The organism is Corynebacterium sp. 045007 (assembly GCF_040743205.1).
GTDB classification, from domain to species: domain Bacteria; phylum Actinomycetota; class Actinomycetes; order Mycobacteriales; family Mycobacteriaceae; genus Corynebacterium; species Corynebacterium jeikeium_D.
The window spans coordinates 55,247-71,693 of record NZ_JBFLKW010000005.1 but is presented as its reverse complement, the minus strand read 5'-3'; the positions used below and the strand labels follow the sequence as shown (position 1 = coordinate 71,693).

Genomic DNA, 16,447 nt, shown 5'->3' with positions numbered 1-16,447 from the left:
TTGGGGAGGGGTGGGGTCTGTTCGCAGGGTGCTCGTCGTAAAGCGAATGAAATGGCAAATGTGAGCGGCGCTATACCGGGCTGGCGGTTGGCGGTTATGGAAAAAGACGGTTCATAAGTGCGCCGAATCACATACAGTAGGGGAACAACGCATCCAGTGTGAGCCGTTGACGTGGCCATGGCTGGATGGGCAAATTGCAATCAATAGTTTTGAGGAGAGCAATGGCACAGCGTATTTCGGCAGGTGGAATGCAGGTCGCGAAGGTTCTTTACGACTTCGTTAATGACACCGCACTCCCCGCCGCCGGCATTGAGGACAAGGACGCGTTCTGGAACGGCTTCGGTGACATTGTCGCTAAGTACACTCCGCGCAACCGCGAGCTGCTGGCCAAGCGCGATGAGCTGCAGGAAAAGCTCGACGCTTGGTACAAGGAACACCCGGGCGAGCAGAATCAGGATGAGTACGTCGCATTCCTGAAGGAAATTGGCTACCTCGTTGACAACCCGGGTGACTTCCAGGTCACTACCGCTAACGTCGACACCGAGATCACTTCCACCGCTGGCCCGCAGCTGGTTGTGCCGGTTCTCAACGCCCGTTTCGCCATCAACGCTGCGAACGCACGCTGGGGCTCGCTTTACGACGCGCTGTACGGCACCAACGCTATTCCTGAAGATGGCGGTGCGGAGAAGGACACCCCGGGCTACAACAAGGTCCGCGGTGACCGCGTTATCGCATGGGGTCGTAACTTCCTGGACAAGGCTCTGCCGCTGGTTGACGGTTCCCACGCGGACGTCACCTCTTACGACATCGTCGACGGTCACCTGCAGGCAACCCTGGAAGGTGGCGCTACCTCCGGTCTGCGCGAGCCGGAGACCCTGGTCGGCTACACCGGTGATAAGGACGCGCCGGAGTCCATTTACTTCAAGCACAACGGTCTGCACATCCAGCTGCTGATTGACCCGGAGTCCCCGGTTGGCAAGACCGACAAGGCTGGCGTCAAGGACATCATCCTGGAAGCCGCTGTCACCAACATCATGGACCTCGAGGACTCTGTCGCCGCAGTTGACGCTGCAGACAAGACCCTGGGTTACACCAACTGGCTGGGCCTGAACGTCGGTGACCTCGCAGTCGAGTTCACCCGTGGCGGCAAGAAGCTGTCCCGTACCATCAACGACGACCGCACCTACACCGCTCTTGACGGTTCCGAGGTCACCCTGCACGGTCGTTCCCTGAACCTGGTCCGTAACGTCGGCCACCTGATGCAGAACCCGGCCATCCTCGACCGCGACGGCGAGGAGATTTTCGAGGGCATCATGGATGCCGTCGTCACCGCTGTGTGTGCAATCCCGGGCCTGGACCAGGACAACGCACGTAAGAACTCCCGTACCGGTTCGATCTACATCGTGAAGCCGAAGCAGCACGGCCCGGATGAGGCTGCATTCACCAACGAGCTGTTCGCAGACGTTGAGAAGCTGCTGGGTCTTCCGCACAACACCCTGAAGGTCGGCCTGATGGACGAGGAGCGTCGTACCTCCGTCAACCTGGACGCCGCCATCAAGGCTGTTTCCGAGCGTGTCGTCTTCATTAACACCGGCTTCATGGACCGCACTGGTGATGAGATCCACACCTCCATCCAGGCTGGTCCGATGTTCCGCAAGGCTGTCCAGAAGACCGCTCCATGGATGCTGGCTTACGAGGACAACAACGTCGACTCCGGTCTGGCACACGGCCTGCAGGGCAAGGCTCAGATTGGTAAGGGCATGTGGGCCATGACCGAGCAGATGGCCGAGCTGCTGGAGCAGAAGATCGGTCAGCCGAAGCAGGGTGCTTCCACCGCGTGGGTTCCGTCCCCGACCGGTGGTGTCCTGCACGCTACCCACTACCACGAGGTTGACGTCTTCGGCGTTCAGGACAAGCTGCTTACCGACGGTCGCCGCGACACCTTCGGTGATCTGCTCACCATCCCGGTAGCGGCAGCTAAGGCTGGCGAGCCGGGCGCTGACTGGTCCGATGAGGACAAGGCCAACGAGCTGGATAACAACTGCCAGTCCATCCTGGGCTACGTTATCCGCTGGGTTGAGCAGGGTGTTGGCTGCTCCAAGGTGCCGGACATCAACGATGTTGACCTGATGGAGGACCGCGCTACCCTGCGTATTTCCTCCCAGACTCTGGCTAACTGGCTGCTGCACGGTGTTGTCACCGAGGAGCAGATCATCGATTCGCTGGAGCGCATGGCCGAGGTCGTTGACCGCCAGAACGAGGGCGATGAGGCATACCTGCCGATGGCTCCGGACTTCGACAAGTCCATTGGTTTCCAGGCTGCCAAGGAGCTCATCCTCGATGGTGTGAACCAGCCGTCCGGTTACACCGAGCCGATCCTGCACCGCCGTCGCCTGGAGTTCAAGAAGCGCGAGGGCATCGACCAGGATTAATTCTTGGTCGGGCTGCGGCTGCCGAGCCTGAAATAACAAAATAGATACCCAAACTGCCGGCGCGCATGCGCGCCGGCAGTTTTGTTTTTCGTGCAGGGCGAGCTTGTGCCGGGAGCACTCGCATTGGGTGCTCGGGTTGGAATCGCACCATGATTCTCAGATTCGAGATACCCGGGTTCGCAAGCGGGGCAGGGGCAACGTTGCTAGCGTTGATTGGGAAGTTAATTGAGAATATGCAGTCTGCAACGTCCAAGGAGCTGCGACCCCCCATGACTAATTCCACGACCGACAGTGCTACCAACCTCGCTAAGGCCAAAGAATTCCTCCATAGCGCGGGCGCAATCCTCTTTGACCTCGACGGAGTGATTACCCCTACCGCCGATGTGCACGAGCAGGCGTGGGCGGACATGTTTAGTGACTACTTCGAGCACAAGGGTGTCTCGGCCTACACAGAGGAGGACTACTTCACCTACCTCGATGGCCGCCGCCGCGATGAGGGCATCGCAGCAATCCTGGAATCTCGCGGCATTTCGCTGCCGCACGGTAGCGATGAGGACACAGCGAAAGACGAGACGATTGTCGGACTCGGGAAGCGCAAAAATGATGACTTCTTGGCGCGAGTCGAGAGGGGAATTGAGGCCTACCCGGGGTCGGTTGCGCTGCTCGACGAGTTACAGGGCGCGGGGGACTCGTCGGCAAGCGAAAAACCGCAGTTGGCGGTGGTTAGCTCGTCGAAGAACGCGGTGCCGGTGCTGACGGCCGCTGGGCTGCGTGAGCGGTTCGTGGAGATTGTTGACGGCGTGGTGGCGCATGAGAACAACCTGCCGGGTAAGCCAGCCGCCGATACTTTCGTGTACGCGGCGAAGAATCTGGGGGTGGCGCCGCGCGATGCTGTGGTGGTCGAGGATGCCATCAGTGGTGTGCAAGCGGGTGCAGCCGGCGCATTTGGTCTGGTCATTGGTGTTGACCGCGGTGCTGGTGCGGAAGCGCTGCGCCGAGCGGGCGCCGACGTTGTGGTCAGTGACTTGGCGGCACTCGTCTAGGCTGGCTCGTGACAAATGGCTGAGACAAAACCGGAAGGCATCATGGCCAACGATTCGACCACGGCAGCAGTCGACGAGACCGAGCGTGTGATTCCGCAGGGGCAGGGTCACGACGCGGAGACCGCAGAGGCTGAAAAACAGGAGGAGACGGTGTCCCCAGTTCGTCGTAAGCAGCGTCGTAACTTCCCGGCGGATCGTGCGGATAAGCACCACCACCTTGTAAATGCCGAGGGACTCATGGACCGAGACATCACTCCGGTCGATGAGTGGCGTCTGATTGAGACGAAGCCGAACGGCCTCCCGCTCGGTTTGGGCGAGACGCTGTTTGCGCTGTCGAACGGGTACATCGGCATGCGTGGCAACCCGCCGGAGGGCCGTGACTCCAGTGAGCACGGCACTTATATCAACGGTCTGCATGAGACCTGGCCGATTAGGCACGCCGAGGACGCCTACGGCCTAGCCCGTCAGGGGCAGACGATTGCCAATGCTCCGGACGCCAAGGCAATGCGTCTCTACATTGACGATGAGCCCCTGCGTCTCGGCAATGCTGAGGTCAGCGACTACGAACGTAGCCTGGATTTCCGCGAGGGTGTGCTGCGTCGTCGGTTCATTTGGCGCACCCCGGGTGGCAAGCGCGTTCGCGTCACCTCTGAGCGCATGGTGTCTTTCCAGGAAAAGCATGTCGCCGCGATGAGTCTGGAAGTCGAGCTGCTGGATGCGGATGCTGCGGTGATGATTAACTCGCAGATCCTCAACCGCCAGGACGGCGAGGACGAATACCACGATGCCGCTAAGGCACAGGGCACCGAACTGGATCCCCGTCGCGCCGAGGCGCTGGAAGACCGCGTTCTCATTCCGGCATTTCAGTCGGAATCGGCGCACGGGCAGCGCTCGACGCTGGGCTACCGCTGCGCGAACTCCGGTATGACCGTGGCTACCTCCATGGACCACACCTTTACTGTCCGCACTCCCGACGGCACGGAGCCGTTCGTAGAGATTTCGCAGTCGACCGAGCCGGATGTGGCCAGCTCCCTGTTCAACCTGGATGCGCCAGTCGGCACTGTCATACGCCTGGAGAAGCTGGTCGCGTACCACTCCTCCCGCAAGGTGCGTGCCGAAGAGCTGGCATTCCGCTGTGAACGCACCCTGAACCGCGTCGGTCGCATCGGCATGCTGGGGCTGATGGAGAACCAGGAAGAGTGGCTCGAGCGCTTCTGGGAGCGCTCTGACGTGGTCATTTACAATCAGCCGGAGATTCAGCAGGCAGTGCGCTGGAACATTTGGCAGATTATCCAGGCCGCCGCGCGCGCCGAATTCCAAGGTGTCCCGGCCAAGGGAATGACCGGCACCGGCTACGGTGGCCACTACTTCTGGGACACGGAAATCTACGTGACCCCATTCCTTACCTATACGTCGCCGCAGTTTTCGCGCAATGCCATGCGCTTCCGCTGGGACATGCTCGAAGCCGCGTGGGCGCGTGCCGACGAACTGGCGCACGACGGTGCCCTCTTCCCGTGGCGCACTATCAATGGTCAGGAGTCCTCGGCCTACTTTGAGGCCGGCACGGCGCAGTACCACATCGATGCGGACATCGTGTACGCGATGATGAAGTACGTCTATGCCTCCGGCGATGAGGAGTTCCTGCTCAAGGAGGGCACGGATCTGTTGCTCGGCACGGCCAGGTTTTGGATGTCGTTGGGATTCTTTGATGCCGAGCAGCGAGAGTTCCAAATTCACAGCGTCACCGGTCCAGATGAGTACAACACGGTGGTGAACAACAACCTGTACACCAACGTGATGGCGCAGTATAACCTGCGGGTTGCTGCGGACGTCGTCAAGCAGATGAAGCGTGATCGCCCTGCTGCCTATCGCGAACTGACCAACCGCTTCGACCTCACTGAGCGCGAGGTTGAAGAGTGGGAGCAGGCCGCTGAGGCGATGTACATCCCGTTCGATGAGAAGCTCGGCATTCACCCTCAGGATGACCAGTTCCTGCTGCGTAAGCGCTGGAATCTCGACGATCCCGAAGTTGGCCCGCTGCGCCCGCTGCTGCTGCATTACCACCCGCTGACGATTTACCGTCACCAGGTCATTAAGCAGGCGGACGTCGTCCTCGCACTGTTCCTCATGGGCAATCGCTTTACGACGGAACAAAAGCGCGCAGACTACATGTATTACGATCCGCTCACCACTGGTGATTCCTCGCTGTCCGCCGTTGTGCAGTCCATTGTTGCGGCCGAGTTGGGCTTGCAGGAGCAGGCAATGGATTTCTTCCTCCGCGGACTCTATGTGGACCTGGCGAACTTGCATGGCAACGCTGCCGATGGTGTCCACGTGGCATCTGCCGGTGGTGTGTGGCAGTCCCTGGTCTATGGCTTCGGTGGTTTCCGCGATCATGACGGCCGCTACAGTATTGACCCGCGTCTGCCGGAGGACTGGAGTGGTCTGACGTACCGAGTCACTATTCGTGGTTGTCGTATCCGAGTGACGGTGCGCGGCCGCACGGTGGAAGTCGTCCTGGAGGAGGGAGACCACCAGGTTGGGCCGATTATGGTCGCAGGCCATGAGGTGATCATTGGCCCGGAGCCGTTGACCGTGGTGATGGCGAACTCGGATCAGAGCGAGGATTAGTCGGACGGCTTCGGCCGTACACGGTGCCAATGGGGGGGGATTGCCTGTTGGGGGTGGCTGTTTGGGTTCTTTGGGGAATTCGGCAGGGGTAAAAATAAAGAATTTCGCAACATAATTATTGAGTATTAAAACCGTCCACCTGAGAAAAGTGGGCGGTTTTTTTATTTTCGTGCTATTTATGTTGCGTTATTAGCTGGTTTGGGCAGGTAAAAAATCGGCAAAAGTCGGGGTAGGGGCGTTTTTATGGTGGGGAAGAGGATTTATACAGCGACGACATCAGAAGTGGCTAAAATGCGATAACCTGAGAAAAGGCGGAGAAAAGACCTAGGTAACCTGTGAAAATCCCCACCCAAAAGGGGGAAAAATGTTTACCAGGCGCTGTGTGACTTTAGAGTGAATATGACACTGGAGGTGCCATGACTGTTAAAAGTTCAAACCGTGACGCAATCGCGCACGGCAAAATTAATGTAGAACCGCTGCGCGAGCAGCCTAAATACCCCTCATGGGCTCTGAAGCTGACCATGGCCGTCACTGGCGTGCTGTTTGGCCTCTTCGTTATTGTCCACATGCTGGGTAACCTGAAAATTTTCGCTGGCGCGGAAGACTTCAACGCATACGCGACCTTCCTGCGCACTGTCGGTGCTCCGGCAGTTCCGAACGAGGGCATTTTGTGGGTTTTCCGCATTGTCCTGCTGGTAGCTATTGTCCTGCACATTTTCGGTGGCCTCACCCTGGCTGCACGTGCTAAGCAGTCCCGCGGCAAGTTCCGCCGTCAGGGCATGGTGTCCAGCTGGAACACCTTTACTGCACGTTCGATGGTGATCACCGGCATCGTACTGCTGGCTTTCATCATCTTCCACCTGCTGGACCTGACCATCGGTGCTGGCGTTGCTCCGTCTTCTTTCGAGCACGGTGAGGCGTACCAGAACGTGGTTGCGTCCTTCTCGCGTCCGGGTGTTGTTGTTTGGTACATCATTGCGCAGCTCGCTCTGCTGCTGCACCTGTCCCACGGTCTGTGGACTGCTACTTCCGACCTCGGTATCACCGGTAAGCGCTGGCGCAAGGTTCTGCTGTTCCTGTCCGGCCTGCTGCCGCTGCTGGTTGTTGTCGGCAACATCTTCATCCCAGTCGCCGTCCTGACCGGTCTGGTCTCGTAGGTCGAGGAGGAAATTTACTATGACTAACACTGAAGCAACCGCCGCTGCGGACTTCCGCGCGCCGGAAAGCGTTGTCGACGGGGTCAAGATCGGCAAGGTTCTGTCCGATAACTCCCCGGGTGACAAGGTCTCCATGAAGGACCACTGGCAGTACCAGAAGGATCACGCCAACCTGGTTTCGCCGCTGAACCGTCGTAAGTTCCGCGTCATGGTCGTCGGTACCGGCCTGGCTGGTGGCGCTGCCGCTGCTGCCCTCGGCGAGCTCGGTTACGACGTGCAGGTTTTCACCTACCACGACGCTCCGCGCCGTGCGCACTCCATTGCTGCACAGGGTGGTGTCAACTCCGCTCGCGGTAAGAAGGTCGACAACGACGGCGCTTACCGCCACGTCAAGGACACCGTTAAGGGCGGCGACTACCGCTGCCGCGAGAACGACTGCTGGCGTCTGGCTGTAGAGTCCGTCCGCGTCATCGACCACCTGAATGCAATTGGTGCTCCGTTCGCTCGCGAGTACGGCGGTACCCTGGCAACCCGTTCCTTCGGTGGTGTGCAGGTCTCCCGTACGTACTACACCCGTGGTCAGACGGGTCAGCAGCTGCAGCTGTCGACTACCTCGGCTCTGCAGCGCCAGATTGGTCTCGGCAACGTCGAGATCTTCACCCACAACGAGCTGGTTGACATCATCGTCGCCGACGGCCGTTGCCAGGGTGCCATCATGCGTAACCTCATCAATGGTGAGCTGACCGTTCACACTGCTCACGCAGTTATTCTGGCTACCGGCGGTTACGGCAACGTCTACCACATGTCCACGCTGGCCAAGAACTCCAACGCTTCGGCCATCATGCGTGCATACGACCAGGGTGCTTACTTCGCATCCCCGTCCTTCATCCAGTTCCACCCGACCGGTCTTCCGGTCAACGCGCACTGGCAGTCGAAGACCATTCTGATGTCCGAGTCGCTGCGTAACGACGCACGTATTTGGACCCCGAAGAAGAAGGGCGACGAGCGCCCGGCCAACGACATCCCGGAGGACGAGCGCGACTACTTCCTGGAGCGTCGCTACCCGGCATTCGGTAACCTCGTCCCGCGTGACGTCGCTTCCCGTGCCAACTCTCAGCAGATTAACGCCGGCTACGGTGTTGGTCCGCTGAAGAACTCCGTCTACCTGGATCTGCGTGACGCAATTGAGCGCCTGGGCCAGCCGGTCATCAAGGAACGCTACTCGAACCTGATTCAGATGTACGAAGAGGCAATCGGTGAGGACCCGTACAAGGTTCCGATGCGCATTGCTCCGACCTGCCACTTCACCATGGGTGGTCTGTGGTCTGACTTCAACCAGATGACCTCCATCCCGGGTCTGTTCACCGGTGGCGAGGCATCCTGGACCTACCACGGTGCAAACCGCCTGGGTGCAAACTCCCTGCTGTCCGGTTCGGTCGACGGTTGGTTCACCCTGCCGTTCACCATTCCGAACTACCTTGGCCCGCTGCTCGGTACCGACCGCCTGGCTGAGGATGCCCCGGAGGCCAAGGAAGCACTGGACCGCGCTCAGGCTCGCCTGGACAAGCTGATGAGCATCCAGGGTAAGCACGGTGCTGAGTACTTCCACCGCCAGCTCGGTGAGATTCTCTACCGCGACTGTGGTGTGGCCCGTAACAAGGAAGACCTGGCTCGCGGTATCGAGGAGATCCGCGAACTGCGTAAGGCATTCTGGTCTGACCTGTTTATCCCGGGTGAGCCGAATGAGATGAACCAGCAGCTCGAGTACGCTAACCGTGTTGCTGACTACATCGACCTCGGTGAGCTCATGTGTGTCGACGCCCTCGACCGCGATGAGTCCTGCGGTGCTCACTACCGCGATGACCACATCTCCGAAGATGGCGAGGCAGAGCGCGATGACGCTAACTGGTGCTTCGTTTCCGCATGGGAGCGAGGCAACAATGGTCCTGCATGGGATCTGTCCGGTCACGAATTCATTCGCCACGCCGAGCCGCTCACCTTCGAAGCCGTCCCGCTCATGACAAGGAACTACAAGTAATGAAACTGCACCTTGAAATCTGGCGCCAAGCAGGTCCGAACGTCGAGGGACACTTTGAATCCGTTGACGTTGACGACGCCGTCGCAGAGATGTCGATCCTGGAGCTGCTTGACCACGTCAACTCCAAGTACGTCGAGTCCGGCAAGGAGCCGTTCGCGTTCGCATCTGACTGCCGTGAGGGTATCTGTGGTACCTGTGGTCTGAACGTCAACGGTCGTCCGCACGGCCCGGGCCAGAACACCCCGACCTGTCAGCAGCGTCTGCACCAGTTCAGCGATGGTGACACCCTGAAGATCGAGCCGATGCGCTCCGCCGCATACCCGGTCATCAAGGACATGGTCGTTGACCGCTCCGCTCTGGACCGTGTCCTCGAGCAGGGTGGCTACGTCTCCATCAACGCTGGTACCGCTCCGGATGCAGATACTCTGCACCTGAACCACGAGACCGCTGAGTTCGCACTTGACCACGCAGCCTGCATCGGCTGTGGTGCTTGTGTCGCAGCTTGCCCGAACGGTGCTGCACATCTGTTCACCGGCGCAAAGCTGGTTCACCTCTCCCTGGTCCCGCTGGGTAAGGAAGAGCGTGGCAAGCGTGCCCGCAAGATGGTTGACGAGGTCGAAGGCACCTTCGGTCCGTGCTCCCTCTATGGTGAATGTGCTGACGTCTGCCCGGCCGGTATCCCGCTGACTGCGGTTGCCGCCGTTACCAAGGAACGAGCTCGTTCGTTCTTCCGCGGTAAGGACGACTAAACTCTTTCTCGATTAGAGTTTTCCAGAAGGGACATAGATTATGGCGAATGCAGTCAAGCGTTACCAGGGCGAAGAGCACTTCGTCGACGGTTACGTGCCTCAGAGCATGAATGCCGAATACTCCTCGCTTCACAAGAGCATTACCTGGATTGGCATGGGACTCATGCTCGCCTCTCTGGCGGCTTGGGGTACCTTCATTTTCGGTCTCGCAACGACCGTTTTTGCCGACCAGACTGCTGCCTCTCACAGCAACGGTTTCCTGGCTAAGGATGCCGCCAACTACACCGACTACACCGGTGGTTGGAACTTCGACGGCAGCGTGTTCATGTGGGCTGGCCTGGTAGTCGGACTGGTTATGGTTATTGCGGGTCTGGCCTGCATCTCCATCGGTCGTCGTGACTACAAGGCTTACCGAAAGGAATTCGGCACTCACCACTAAAGGCTTGCCCCAGTTTAAAGGCGCTCGCCTCTAGGCGGATGCAACGCTAGCCTTTTGAACTAGCACCTCCACAGTTGATGCCACTGTGCACAGTGCGCTGGGGTAGGGAAGTATTGAGAAGTACCTCTCTCACCAACAGCGGACTGCGGCGCGGTGGCATTTTCGCGTTTTCGGCGCCTAATCTATACACATGGATAACAACCCCGCTAAGCTCCCGGCAGCTGTAGATACGGTCTCGGACCGTCTCGAAGTTCCCGGGCCATCACCAGAGGTTGAGGCGGAAAAACGTGCGCAACTGCGTAAGGCCAAGGCCTTCGCTACGATGCTGCTGGTCATCGCAACCGCTGTGTATTTCACATGCCGCGGTATTGAGTCTTCACACTTATCCGCAGGCGAAGTTGTGCCCGCGTGGGTGGGCTACGTTCGCGCTGCTTCTGAGGCTGGCATGGTCGGTGCCCTCGCCGACTGGTTCGCAGTCGTAGCTCTGTTCCGCCACCCGCTCGGCATTCCTATCCCACACACCGCTATCGTCCGCCGCAAGAAGGACCAGGTCGGTGAGTCCCTGGCGCAGTTCGTCGGTGATAACTTCCTGAACCCCGCTTTGATTGTGGACAAGGTGCGTAAGGCCGAGATTCCTGAGCGTATCGGCGAATGGCTGGTAGCGCCGGGAAACGCCGACAAAGTGTCCGCAGAGGTCGGTAAGTTCACCGGAAATGTGCTGGAGGCGATTAATCCTGACGATGCCGCCGCAGTGCTGAAGTCAGCAGTCATCGACGAAGTTGCAGCCCCGGAGTGGGGGCCACCAGCGGGTAAGGTTCTCGAGCAGCTGATCGAAGAAGGGCGCACCGAGCCTATTGTCCAGCAGATGGCTGAGTGGCTGCACCGGAAGTCGCTGGGCTCGCAGAATCTTATCGACCGACTCGTCGGAGAGCGCGCCCCCTCCTGGGCACCGAGCTTTGTCAACGATCTCATCGGCGACAAGGTCTATCGCGAGCTGGTTGATTGGACCTGGCAGGTGCAGCATGACCCTAAGCACGACGCGCGCCTGGCGCTCCACCGCTTCCTCACGCAGCTCGCCGTTGATTTGCAGAACGACGAGAAGACCATCGCCAAGGTCGAAGAAATTAAGACTGACATTCTTTCGTCCGCCGCTGTCACACAGGCACCGGCGAAGATTTGGGCATCAACATCCGCAAAGCTTGTCGACGCTGCCCGCGACCCGGACTCCCTGCTCCGTCGGAAGGTCTCGGAAACGGCCGCCCGCTACGGCGAGCGAATCCAGTCCGATCCTGAGTTGCGCAAACGAATGGACCGCCGTCTGGAAGCGGCTGTCGTCTTCATCGCTGAGAACTACGCGGGCGAGATTACCTCGATCATTTCCGAGACCGTCGAGCGTTGGGACGCCGATGAGGCTTCCGACAAGATTGAACTGATGGTCGGTCGCGATCTGCAGTTCATTCGCGTTAACGGCACTGTTGTCGGATCACTGGCCGGTTTGGCTATTTACACCCTGTCGACCTTGGTGTTTGGGGCTATTTAGCAGCACAACCCAGCACATCAGACCGTGTGCGTTAGCATGTAAAAAGCAATGCATCCCTGTTAAAGGAGTTGTTCCCCCGGTGCGCCTGTTACCATCTTTGCCCAGTCTTGCGGATTCGCCGCTGATGGCAATTTCCGTCTATGTGGACGTCCTGTTTCAGTTCGCCATTCCGTTTGTCATCGGCATCTTGGCGCTAATCGGTGCGGTGCTTGTCATCACCACCCGCGCGGATGCCTTTGACGCTGCAGACCGCAAGAGCCGCAACGTCTGGGCCGGCATGCTGGTCGGTTCGGCTATCTTCCTACTCCTGCCGTGGCTGGGCTGGGCAATGCTGGGCATCCCGCTGATTGCCGGGCTGGTCATCACGGGTATTTACTGGTTGGATGTTCGCCCACAGATCAAGGACATTTTGTCGAACGCACAGGGCGGGTATTAGTCCCGGGCGGGTGCTAGCCCAGGGCGGGTGTTAGCCCGCACAACTGAGAAAGTGTCTGGGTTTATGACAGTTTCTGGGTGAAAAACCCGGTGATTTTGTCATAAACCCAGACACTTTCTTTCTGGGGGAGGGGATAGGGATAGGTCTGGCTCCCCGAAAACCTACTGGAACACCACGGTAACCTACTGGAACACCACGGTGCGGTTGCCGTAGACCTGCACACGATCCTCCAGGTGCCAGCGCAAACCGCGGGCGAGGACCTGCTTCTCCGCATCGCGACCCTCACGCTGCATGTCCGCAGCGGTGTACTTGTGGGAGACACGCATGACGTCCTGCTCAATAATCGGGCCGTCGTCGAGGTCCTCAGTGGCGTAGTGGCAGGTGGCACCGATAAGCTTCACACCACGTCGATAAGCCTGCAGGTACGGGCGCGCGCCCATGAACGACGGCAGGAAGCTGTGGTGGATATTGATTGCGCGGCCTTCCCACTTTTCGCACAGATCCGGCGGCAGAATCTGCATGAAACGTGCGAGCACGATGGCATCCGGGTTTTCGGCGTCGACAATCTCGGCGACCTCATCGAATGCCTTACGCTTGCCGACGGCATCCTTGGGGAAGGGCACGTGGTGGAAGGGAATGTCATACGCTGCGACCAGTGGCTCCAGATCGCGGTGGTTACCAATTACTGCAGCGATTTCCATCGGATAGTCGGACTGTGCGACGCGGCCGAGCAGATCCTGCAGGCAGTGGCCTTCCTTGGTCACCAGGATGACAGCGCGCTTCGGGACAGCGTTGTCGGTGACCTTCCAGCGGACCTCAGGGCCCCAATCACCGACGAGCTCAGCGAACTTCTCGCGCAGCTCTTCTACCGTCAGGTCGAGCGCGTCGGCGCGGACCGCCTGGCGAGTAAAAAACCATCCGGTCTCCGGGTCGGAGAAGAAGTCCGCCTCGGTAATCCACGCACCAATGTCGGACAGGAAGGTCGACAGGGTGGAAACGATACCGGTACGGTCTGGACAGCCGAGCGAGAAGATGTACTGGCGCTCGGTGGGAGTACCGCTATTTGCGGTGATGAGAGAGCGAGTCATTCTCGGTATCTTACCTGCTAGCTAAAGGTAAGTTCGCTCACGGTCGACAAAGGCAGATTTGCGCCCGTCAGCGTCAACGCCAGGCCCTCCCCTGTGACGTGTGCTTCCTCCACCTGCATACCGTGGCCGATGTCGTAGCTCAACAGCGTACCGCTCGCTTCTCCCAGCCAGCCGGCCAGGCCATCGAGGTTTAAGCCGAGGATTGAGCCGCCCTCCAAGTTGATTTCGATATGACCGCCGTTGGCAATCGGGCGGAACTTGGAGGTCGCAAATCCGGAGGCGAATTCAATGTTGAACAGGCCTTCGTCCGGCAACGGCGTGATTGTGGAAGCGCGTACACCGCTTTCCCGGTTAATTAGCGCCTGCAGCAGTTGAGGTGGGATTGTGACGTCTACTCGCAGCGACTCTGCCGTCGGATCCGCACGATTGCTCAGATCCACGTTTTCCAGGTGCACTTCCGCTGCCGGGTCACCGTTGATCTCCGGTGCGCCACCCAGCGCCTCCGGGTTCTTGACCTCCAGTGTGTTCGGAGTGGACAGATCCATCGAGGGCACTGACTTGGTGGCCAAGGCGAGCAGCATCGGGCGGGTGCCGAAAGAAACCTTGGGGTCCTCAGTGACCGTTGCACCACGCTCTTCGGCGGAGGTGCGGTAGCCGTCGGAAATCTCCTTGCTCACGAACATCCGGACGCCGATTTCGCCGGCAATCGCAATGAGCGCCACCACGATGATGACACCGAGGACGGTGGGCAGGACTTTGACGCTCGACGAGCGTTTAGCAGAACTCATGGTTCCCAGTCTTGCTTAACGACGGCTCCGTCGCTACCACCTTTCTTCGCCCGGGTGTCCGCCCCCGGTGCCGCCTCGGTGTGCCCCGCTGCGCAACCTACTTAGCGACGTAGTCCGCCAGTACCGAGGTCTCAGCGTTGAGGACGCGCTCCAGGTACGGAGCGGCCTTCTCCTCGAGCTTGCCACCGAGCAGCGGCACGTTGATGGCGAACTCGGAGTTGGTGGTCAGCACTGCACCTTCACCCTGGGCGATGAGCTTCTGGGACGCACTGAAGGACGCCGGTACGCCCGAAGCTTCTGTGGTCACGGTGGAGGTCGCGCCGTCGTCGTTAAGCGGGCTGATGACGAACGTGCGCGTCATGCCGACCCCGGACTTAACGAACTTCTGCGCCTGCGCCGGAATCTTGTCAGCAGAGACGGTCTGGCGAATCACGACGGTGGTGCCAGCGTCGGTGGTCTCGAACTTTTCCACCTTGCCGTCAGCTGCCGAGAAACGGTTCGCGACCTTCTCCCAGAAACCGGCGTCGGTGAGGGCCTCGTAAACCTTCTCAATCGGCTGGTCGAAGTTGACGGTGTGCGTGTTAGTCGTAGTCATGCGCTTGATGATACGTAATTTGCACTACGCTAGGGGCGTGGAAAATCTCGACCAATCGCCGAACCCAATTCACCTGACCTCCGACATGGAAGAAGCCATCGATGGGCTTGCGGGGCTAGAGGGGGTGGAGCTCAGCACGCATACCGCTTTCTCGGATCTGACGACGCTCCGCCTCGGCGGGGTGCCGCGTGCCGTCGTCCGGTGTAGCACGACGGACGCTGTGGTCGATGTTGTACGCGCGCTTGACGACGCTAACGTACCCCTCCTCATCGTGGGAGGCGGATCCAACCTGGTGGTGGCCGATGACCTCGAGCCGCTGGTGGCTGTGGTGATCGAGGCCGACAACGTGACCATGAGCACTCGCGGACACGGACTGGAGTCCGTGTCGGCAGTCGTGGAGGCCGAGGCCGGTGCGGTCTGGGACGAGGTCGTGGCGATGAGTGTCGACGCAGGTTTTGGCGGCCTTGAATGCCTATCGGGTATTCCGGGATCGGCCGGAGCCACTCCGGTGCAAAACGTTGGCGCCTACGGTGCTGAGGTGTCGCAGGTCCTGGACTCGGTGCAGCTTTACGATCGCGCAACCGGCTCGGTCGAGTGGGGGGAACCGGAGTCTCTCGACCTTTCCTACCGCTACTCGAACCTGAAGTTCACCGCACGGGCAGTGGTGCTGGCCGTGCGGTTCGAGCTCAGTGTGGATGGCATGTCCGCGCCACTTCGCTATGGCGAACTGGCGCGGCGCCTGGGCGTCGACGAGGCCGAGGCTGCGGCTGGCGAGATTCGCAGGCCGGCGGAGCTGGTGCGCGAAAAGGTGCTTGAGCTGCGCCGGGGCAAGGGCATGGTGCTCGAAGATGCTGACCGCGATACCTGGTCGGCGGGTTCTTTCTTTACCAACCCGATTATTCCGGAGAACTCGGTGGAGGCCGTGCGTGCAAAGGTTGCCGCGCTGCGTGGGGCCGATGAGGCCGCGAATATGCCCGCATTCCCCGCTGGCCCCGGCCACGAGGGGGCCGTGAAGCTCTCGGCGGCGTGGCTTATCGAGCGCGCCGGGTTCCCCAAGGGCTACCCCGGTGACGGTGCGCCCGCGCGACTGTCGACTAAGCACACTCTTGCCCTGACCAACCGCGGGGAGTCCGGCGACGGTACGCCTACGACCGCCGCCGACTTGGTGGCTTTGGCGCGCGATGTGCGCGCTGGCGTGGAAAAGGCCTTCGGCGTGACCCTGGTGCCCGAGCCGGTGTGGGTCGGCGTGAGCATCGATTAGGCCCGCGGCGGGTGGCTGATGGCCAGTGGGGGCGGACTGGAGAGGCTGGCGGGACTGATGGGGCTGGCGGGGCCGCTGGGGCTGATAGAACCGCCGGGTAGTCCTCAGTTTGCGCTCCCGGGCTTTCTCCCAATGGTGAGATAAAGAAAGTGACTAGGTTTATGACATGTGAATATTATTCACCCTCAGTTTTTTGTCATAAACCTAGTCACTAAGTCCGGGGGGGGGGGGAGCCGGGGTCCGCCTTAAA

The 16,447-nt window shown here is 59.9% G+C and carries 13 protein-coding genes; 10 read left to right on the top strand and 3 right to left on the bottom strand.

Annotated features, from left to right (window positions below):
- The first annotated feature begins 221 nt into the window (after nucleotides 1-221).
- The 9 genes from AB1Z34_RS04285 (at nucleotide 222) to AB1Z34_RS04245 (ending at nucleotide 12,465) form a co-directional block, all read left to right on the top strand.
- The gene (locus AB1Z34_RS04285; protein WP_048732321.1) at nucleotides 222-2,432 is read left to right on the top strand and encodes a malate synthase G; all 2,211 of its coding nucleotides are present in this window, start codon (nucleotides 222-224) and stop codon (nucleotides 2,430-2,432) included.
- Nucleotides 2,433-2,701: 269 nt separating this feature from the next.
- Nucleotides 2,702-3,475 (top strand): HAD family phosphatase, encoded by a 774-nt coding sequence (locus tag AB1Z34_RS04280; RefSeq protein ID WP_179078196.1) that lies wholly within the window; start codon nucleotides 2,702-2,704, stop codon nucleotides 3,473-3,475.
- Between the two features lie 15 nt (nucleotides 3,476-3,490).
- On the top strand, nucleotides 3,491-6,106 hold the full coding sequence (locus AB1Z34_RS04275) for a glycoside hydrolase family 65 protein (protein WP_070604907.1): 2,616 nt from the start codon (nucleotides 3,491-3,493) through the stop codon (nucleotides 6,104-6,106).
- A gap of 416 nt (nucleotides 6,107-6,522) precedes the next feature.
- Complete coding sequence (locus AB1Z34_RS04270) at nucleotides 6,523-7,263, top strand: succinate dehydrogenase cytochrome b subunit (RefSeq protein ID WP_049172378.1); 741 nt, start codon at nucleotides 6,523-6,525, stop codon at nucleotides 7,261-7,263.
- 19 nt (nucleotides 7,264-7,282) lie between these two features.
- Nucleotides 7,283-9,301 carry a fumarate reductase/succinate dehydrogenase flavoprotein subunit gene (locus tag AB1Z34_RS04265; protein ID WP_049172376.1) on the top strand — a complete coding sequence of 673 codons (2,019 nt, stop codon included), beginning with the start codon at nucleotides 7,283-7,285 and terminating at the stop codon, nucleotides 9,299-9,301.
- Nucleotides 9,301-10,050, top strand: coding sequence for a succinate dehydrogenase/fumarate reductase iron-sulfur subunit (locus AB1Z34_RS04260; protein WP_016421966.1), 750 nt, complete (start codon nucleotides 9,301-9,303; stop codon nucleotides 10,048-10,050). The genes AB1Z34_RS04265 and AB1Z34_RS04260 overlap by 1 nt, the downstream gene beginning before the upstream one ends.
- Nucleotides 10,051-10,090: 40 nt before the next feature.
- Nucleotides 10,091-10,489 carry a hypothetical protein gene (locus AB1Z34_RS04255; RefSeq protein ID WP_016421967.1) on the top strand — a complete coding sequence of 133 codons (399 nt, stop codon included), beginning with the start codon at nucleotides 10,091-10,093 and terminating at the stop codon, nucleotides 10,487-10,489.
- Between the two features lie 190 nt (nucleotides 10,490-10,679).
- Entirely contained in the window at nucleotides 10,680-12,029 is a 1,350-nt protein-coding gene (locus AB1Z34_RS04250) for a DUF445 family protein (RefSeq protein ID WP_070549781.1), read from the top strand.
- 124 nt (nucleotides 12,030-12,153) lie between these two features.
- Nucleotides 12,154-12,465 carry a DUF2516 family protein gene (locus AB1Z34_RS04245; protein WP_042388363.1) on the top strand — a complete coding sequence of 104 codons (312 nt, stop codon included), beginning with the start codon at nucleotides 12,154-12,156 and terminating at the stop codon, nucleotides 12,463-12,465.
- Nucleotides 12,466-12,647: 182 nt separating this feature from the next.
- On the opposite strand, the gene purU is transcribed toward AB1Z34_RS04245, so the two are convergent.
- The 3 genes from purU to AB1Z34_RS04230 all read right to left on the bottom strand — a co-directional run bounded on the left by purU (nucleotide 12,648) and on the right by AB1Z34_RS04230 (nucleotide 14,936).
- Complete coding sequence (gene purU, locus AB1Z34_RS04240) at nucleotides 12,648-13,553, bottom strand: formyltetrahydrofolate deformylase (RefSeq protein ID WP_016421970.1); 906 nt, start codon at nucleotides 13,551-13,553, stop codon at nucleotides 12,648-12,650.
- Between the two features lie 17 nt (nucleotides 13,554-13,570).
- Nucleotides 13,571-14,341 (bottom strand): LmeA family phospholipid-binding protein, encoded by a 771-nt coding sequence (locus AB1Z34_RS04235; RefSeq protein WP_016421971.1) that lies wholly within the window; start codon nucleotides 14,339-14,341, stop codon nucleotides 13,571-13,573.
- 97 nt (nucleotides 14,342-14,438) lie between these two features.
- On the bottom strand, nucleotides 14,439-14,936 hold the full coding sequence (locus AB1Z34_RS04230) for a DUF2505 domain-containing protein (protein ID WP_367157953.1): 498 nt from the start codon (nucleotides 14,934-14,936) through the stop codon (nucleotides 14,439-14,441).
- An 85-nt stretch (nucleotides 14,937-15,021) separates the two neighbouring features.
- Here AB1Z34_RS04230 and AB1Z34_RS04225 point away from each other — a divergent pair, with 85 nt between their 5' ends.
- Nucleotides 15,022-16,197 (top strand): UDP-N-acetylmuramate dehydrogenase, encoded by a 1,176-nt coding sequence (locus AB1Z34_RS04225; RefSeq protein ID WP_367157979.1) that lies wholly within the window; start codon nucleotides 15,022-15,024, stop codon nucleotides 16,195-16,197.
- Nucleotides 16,198-16,447: the final 250 nt, after the last annotated feature.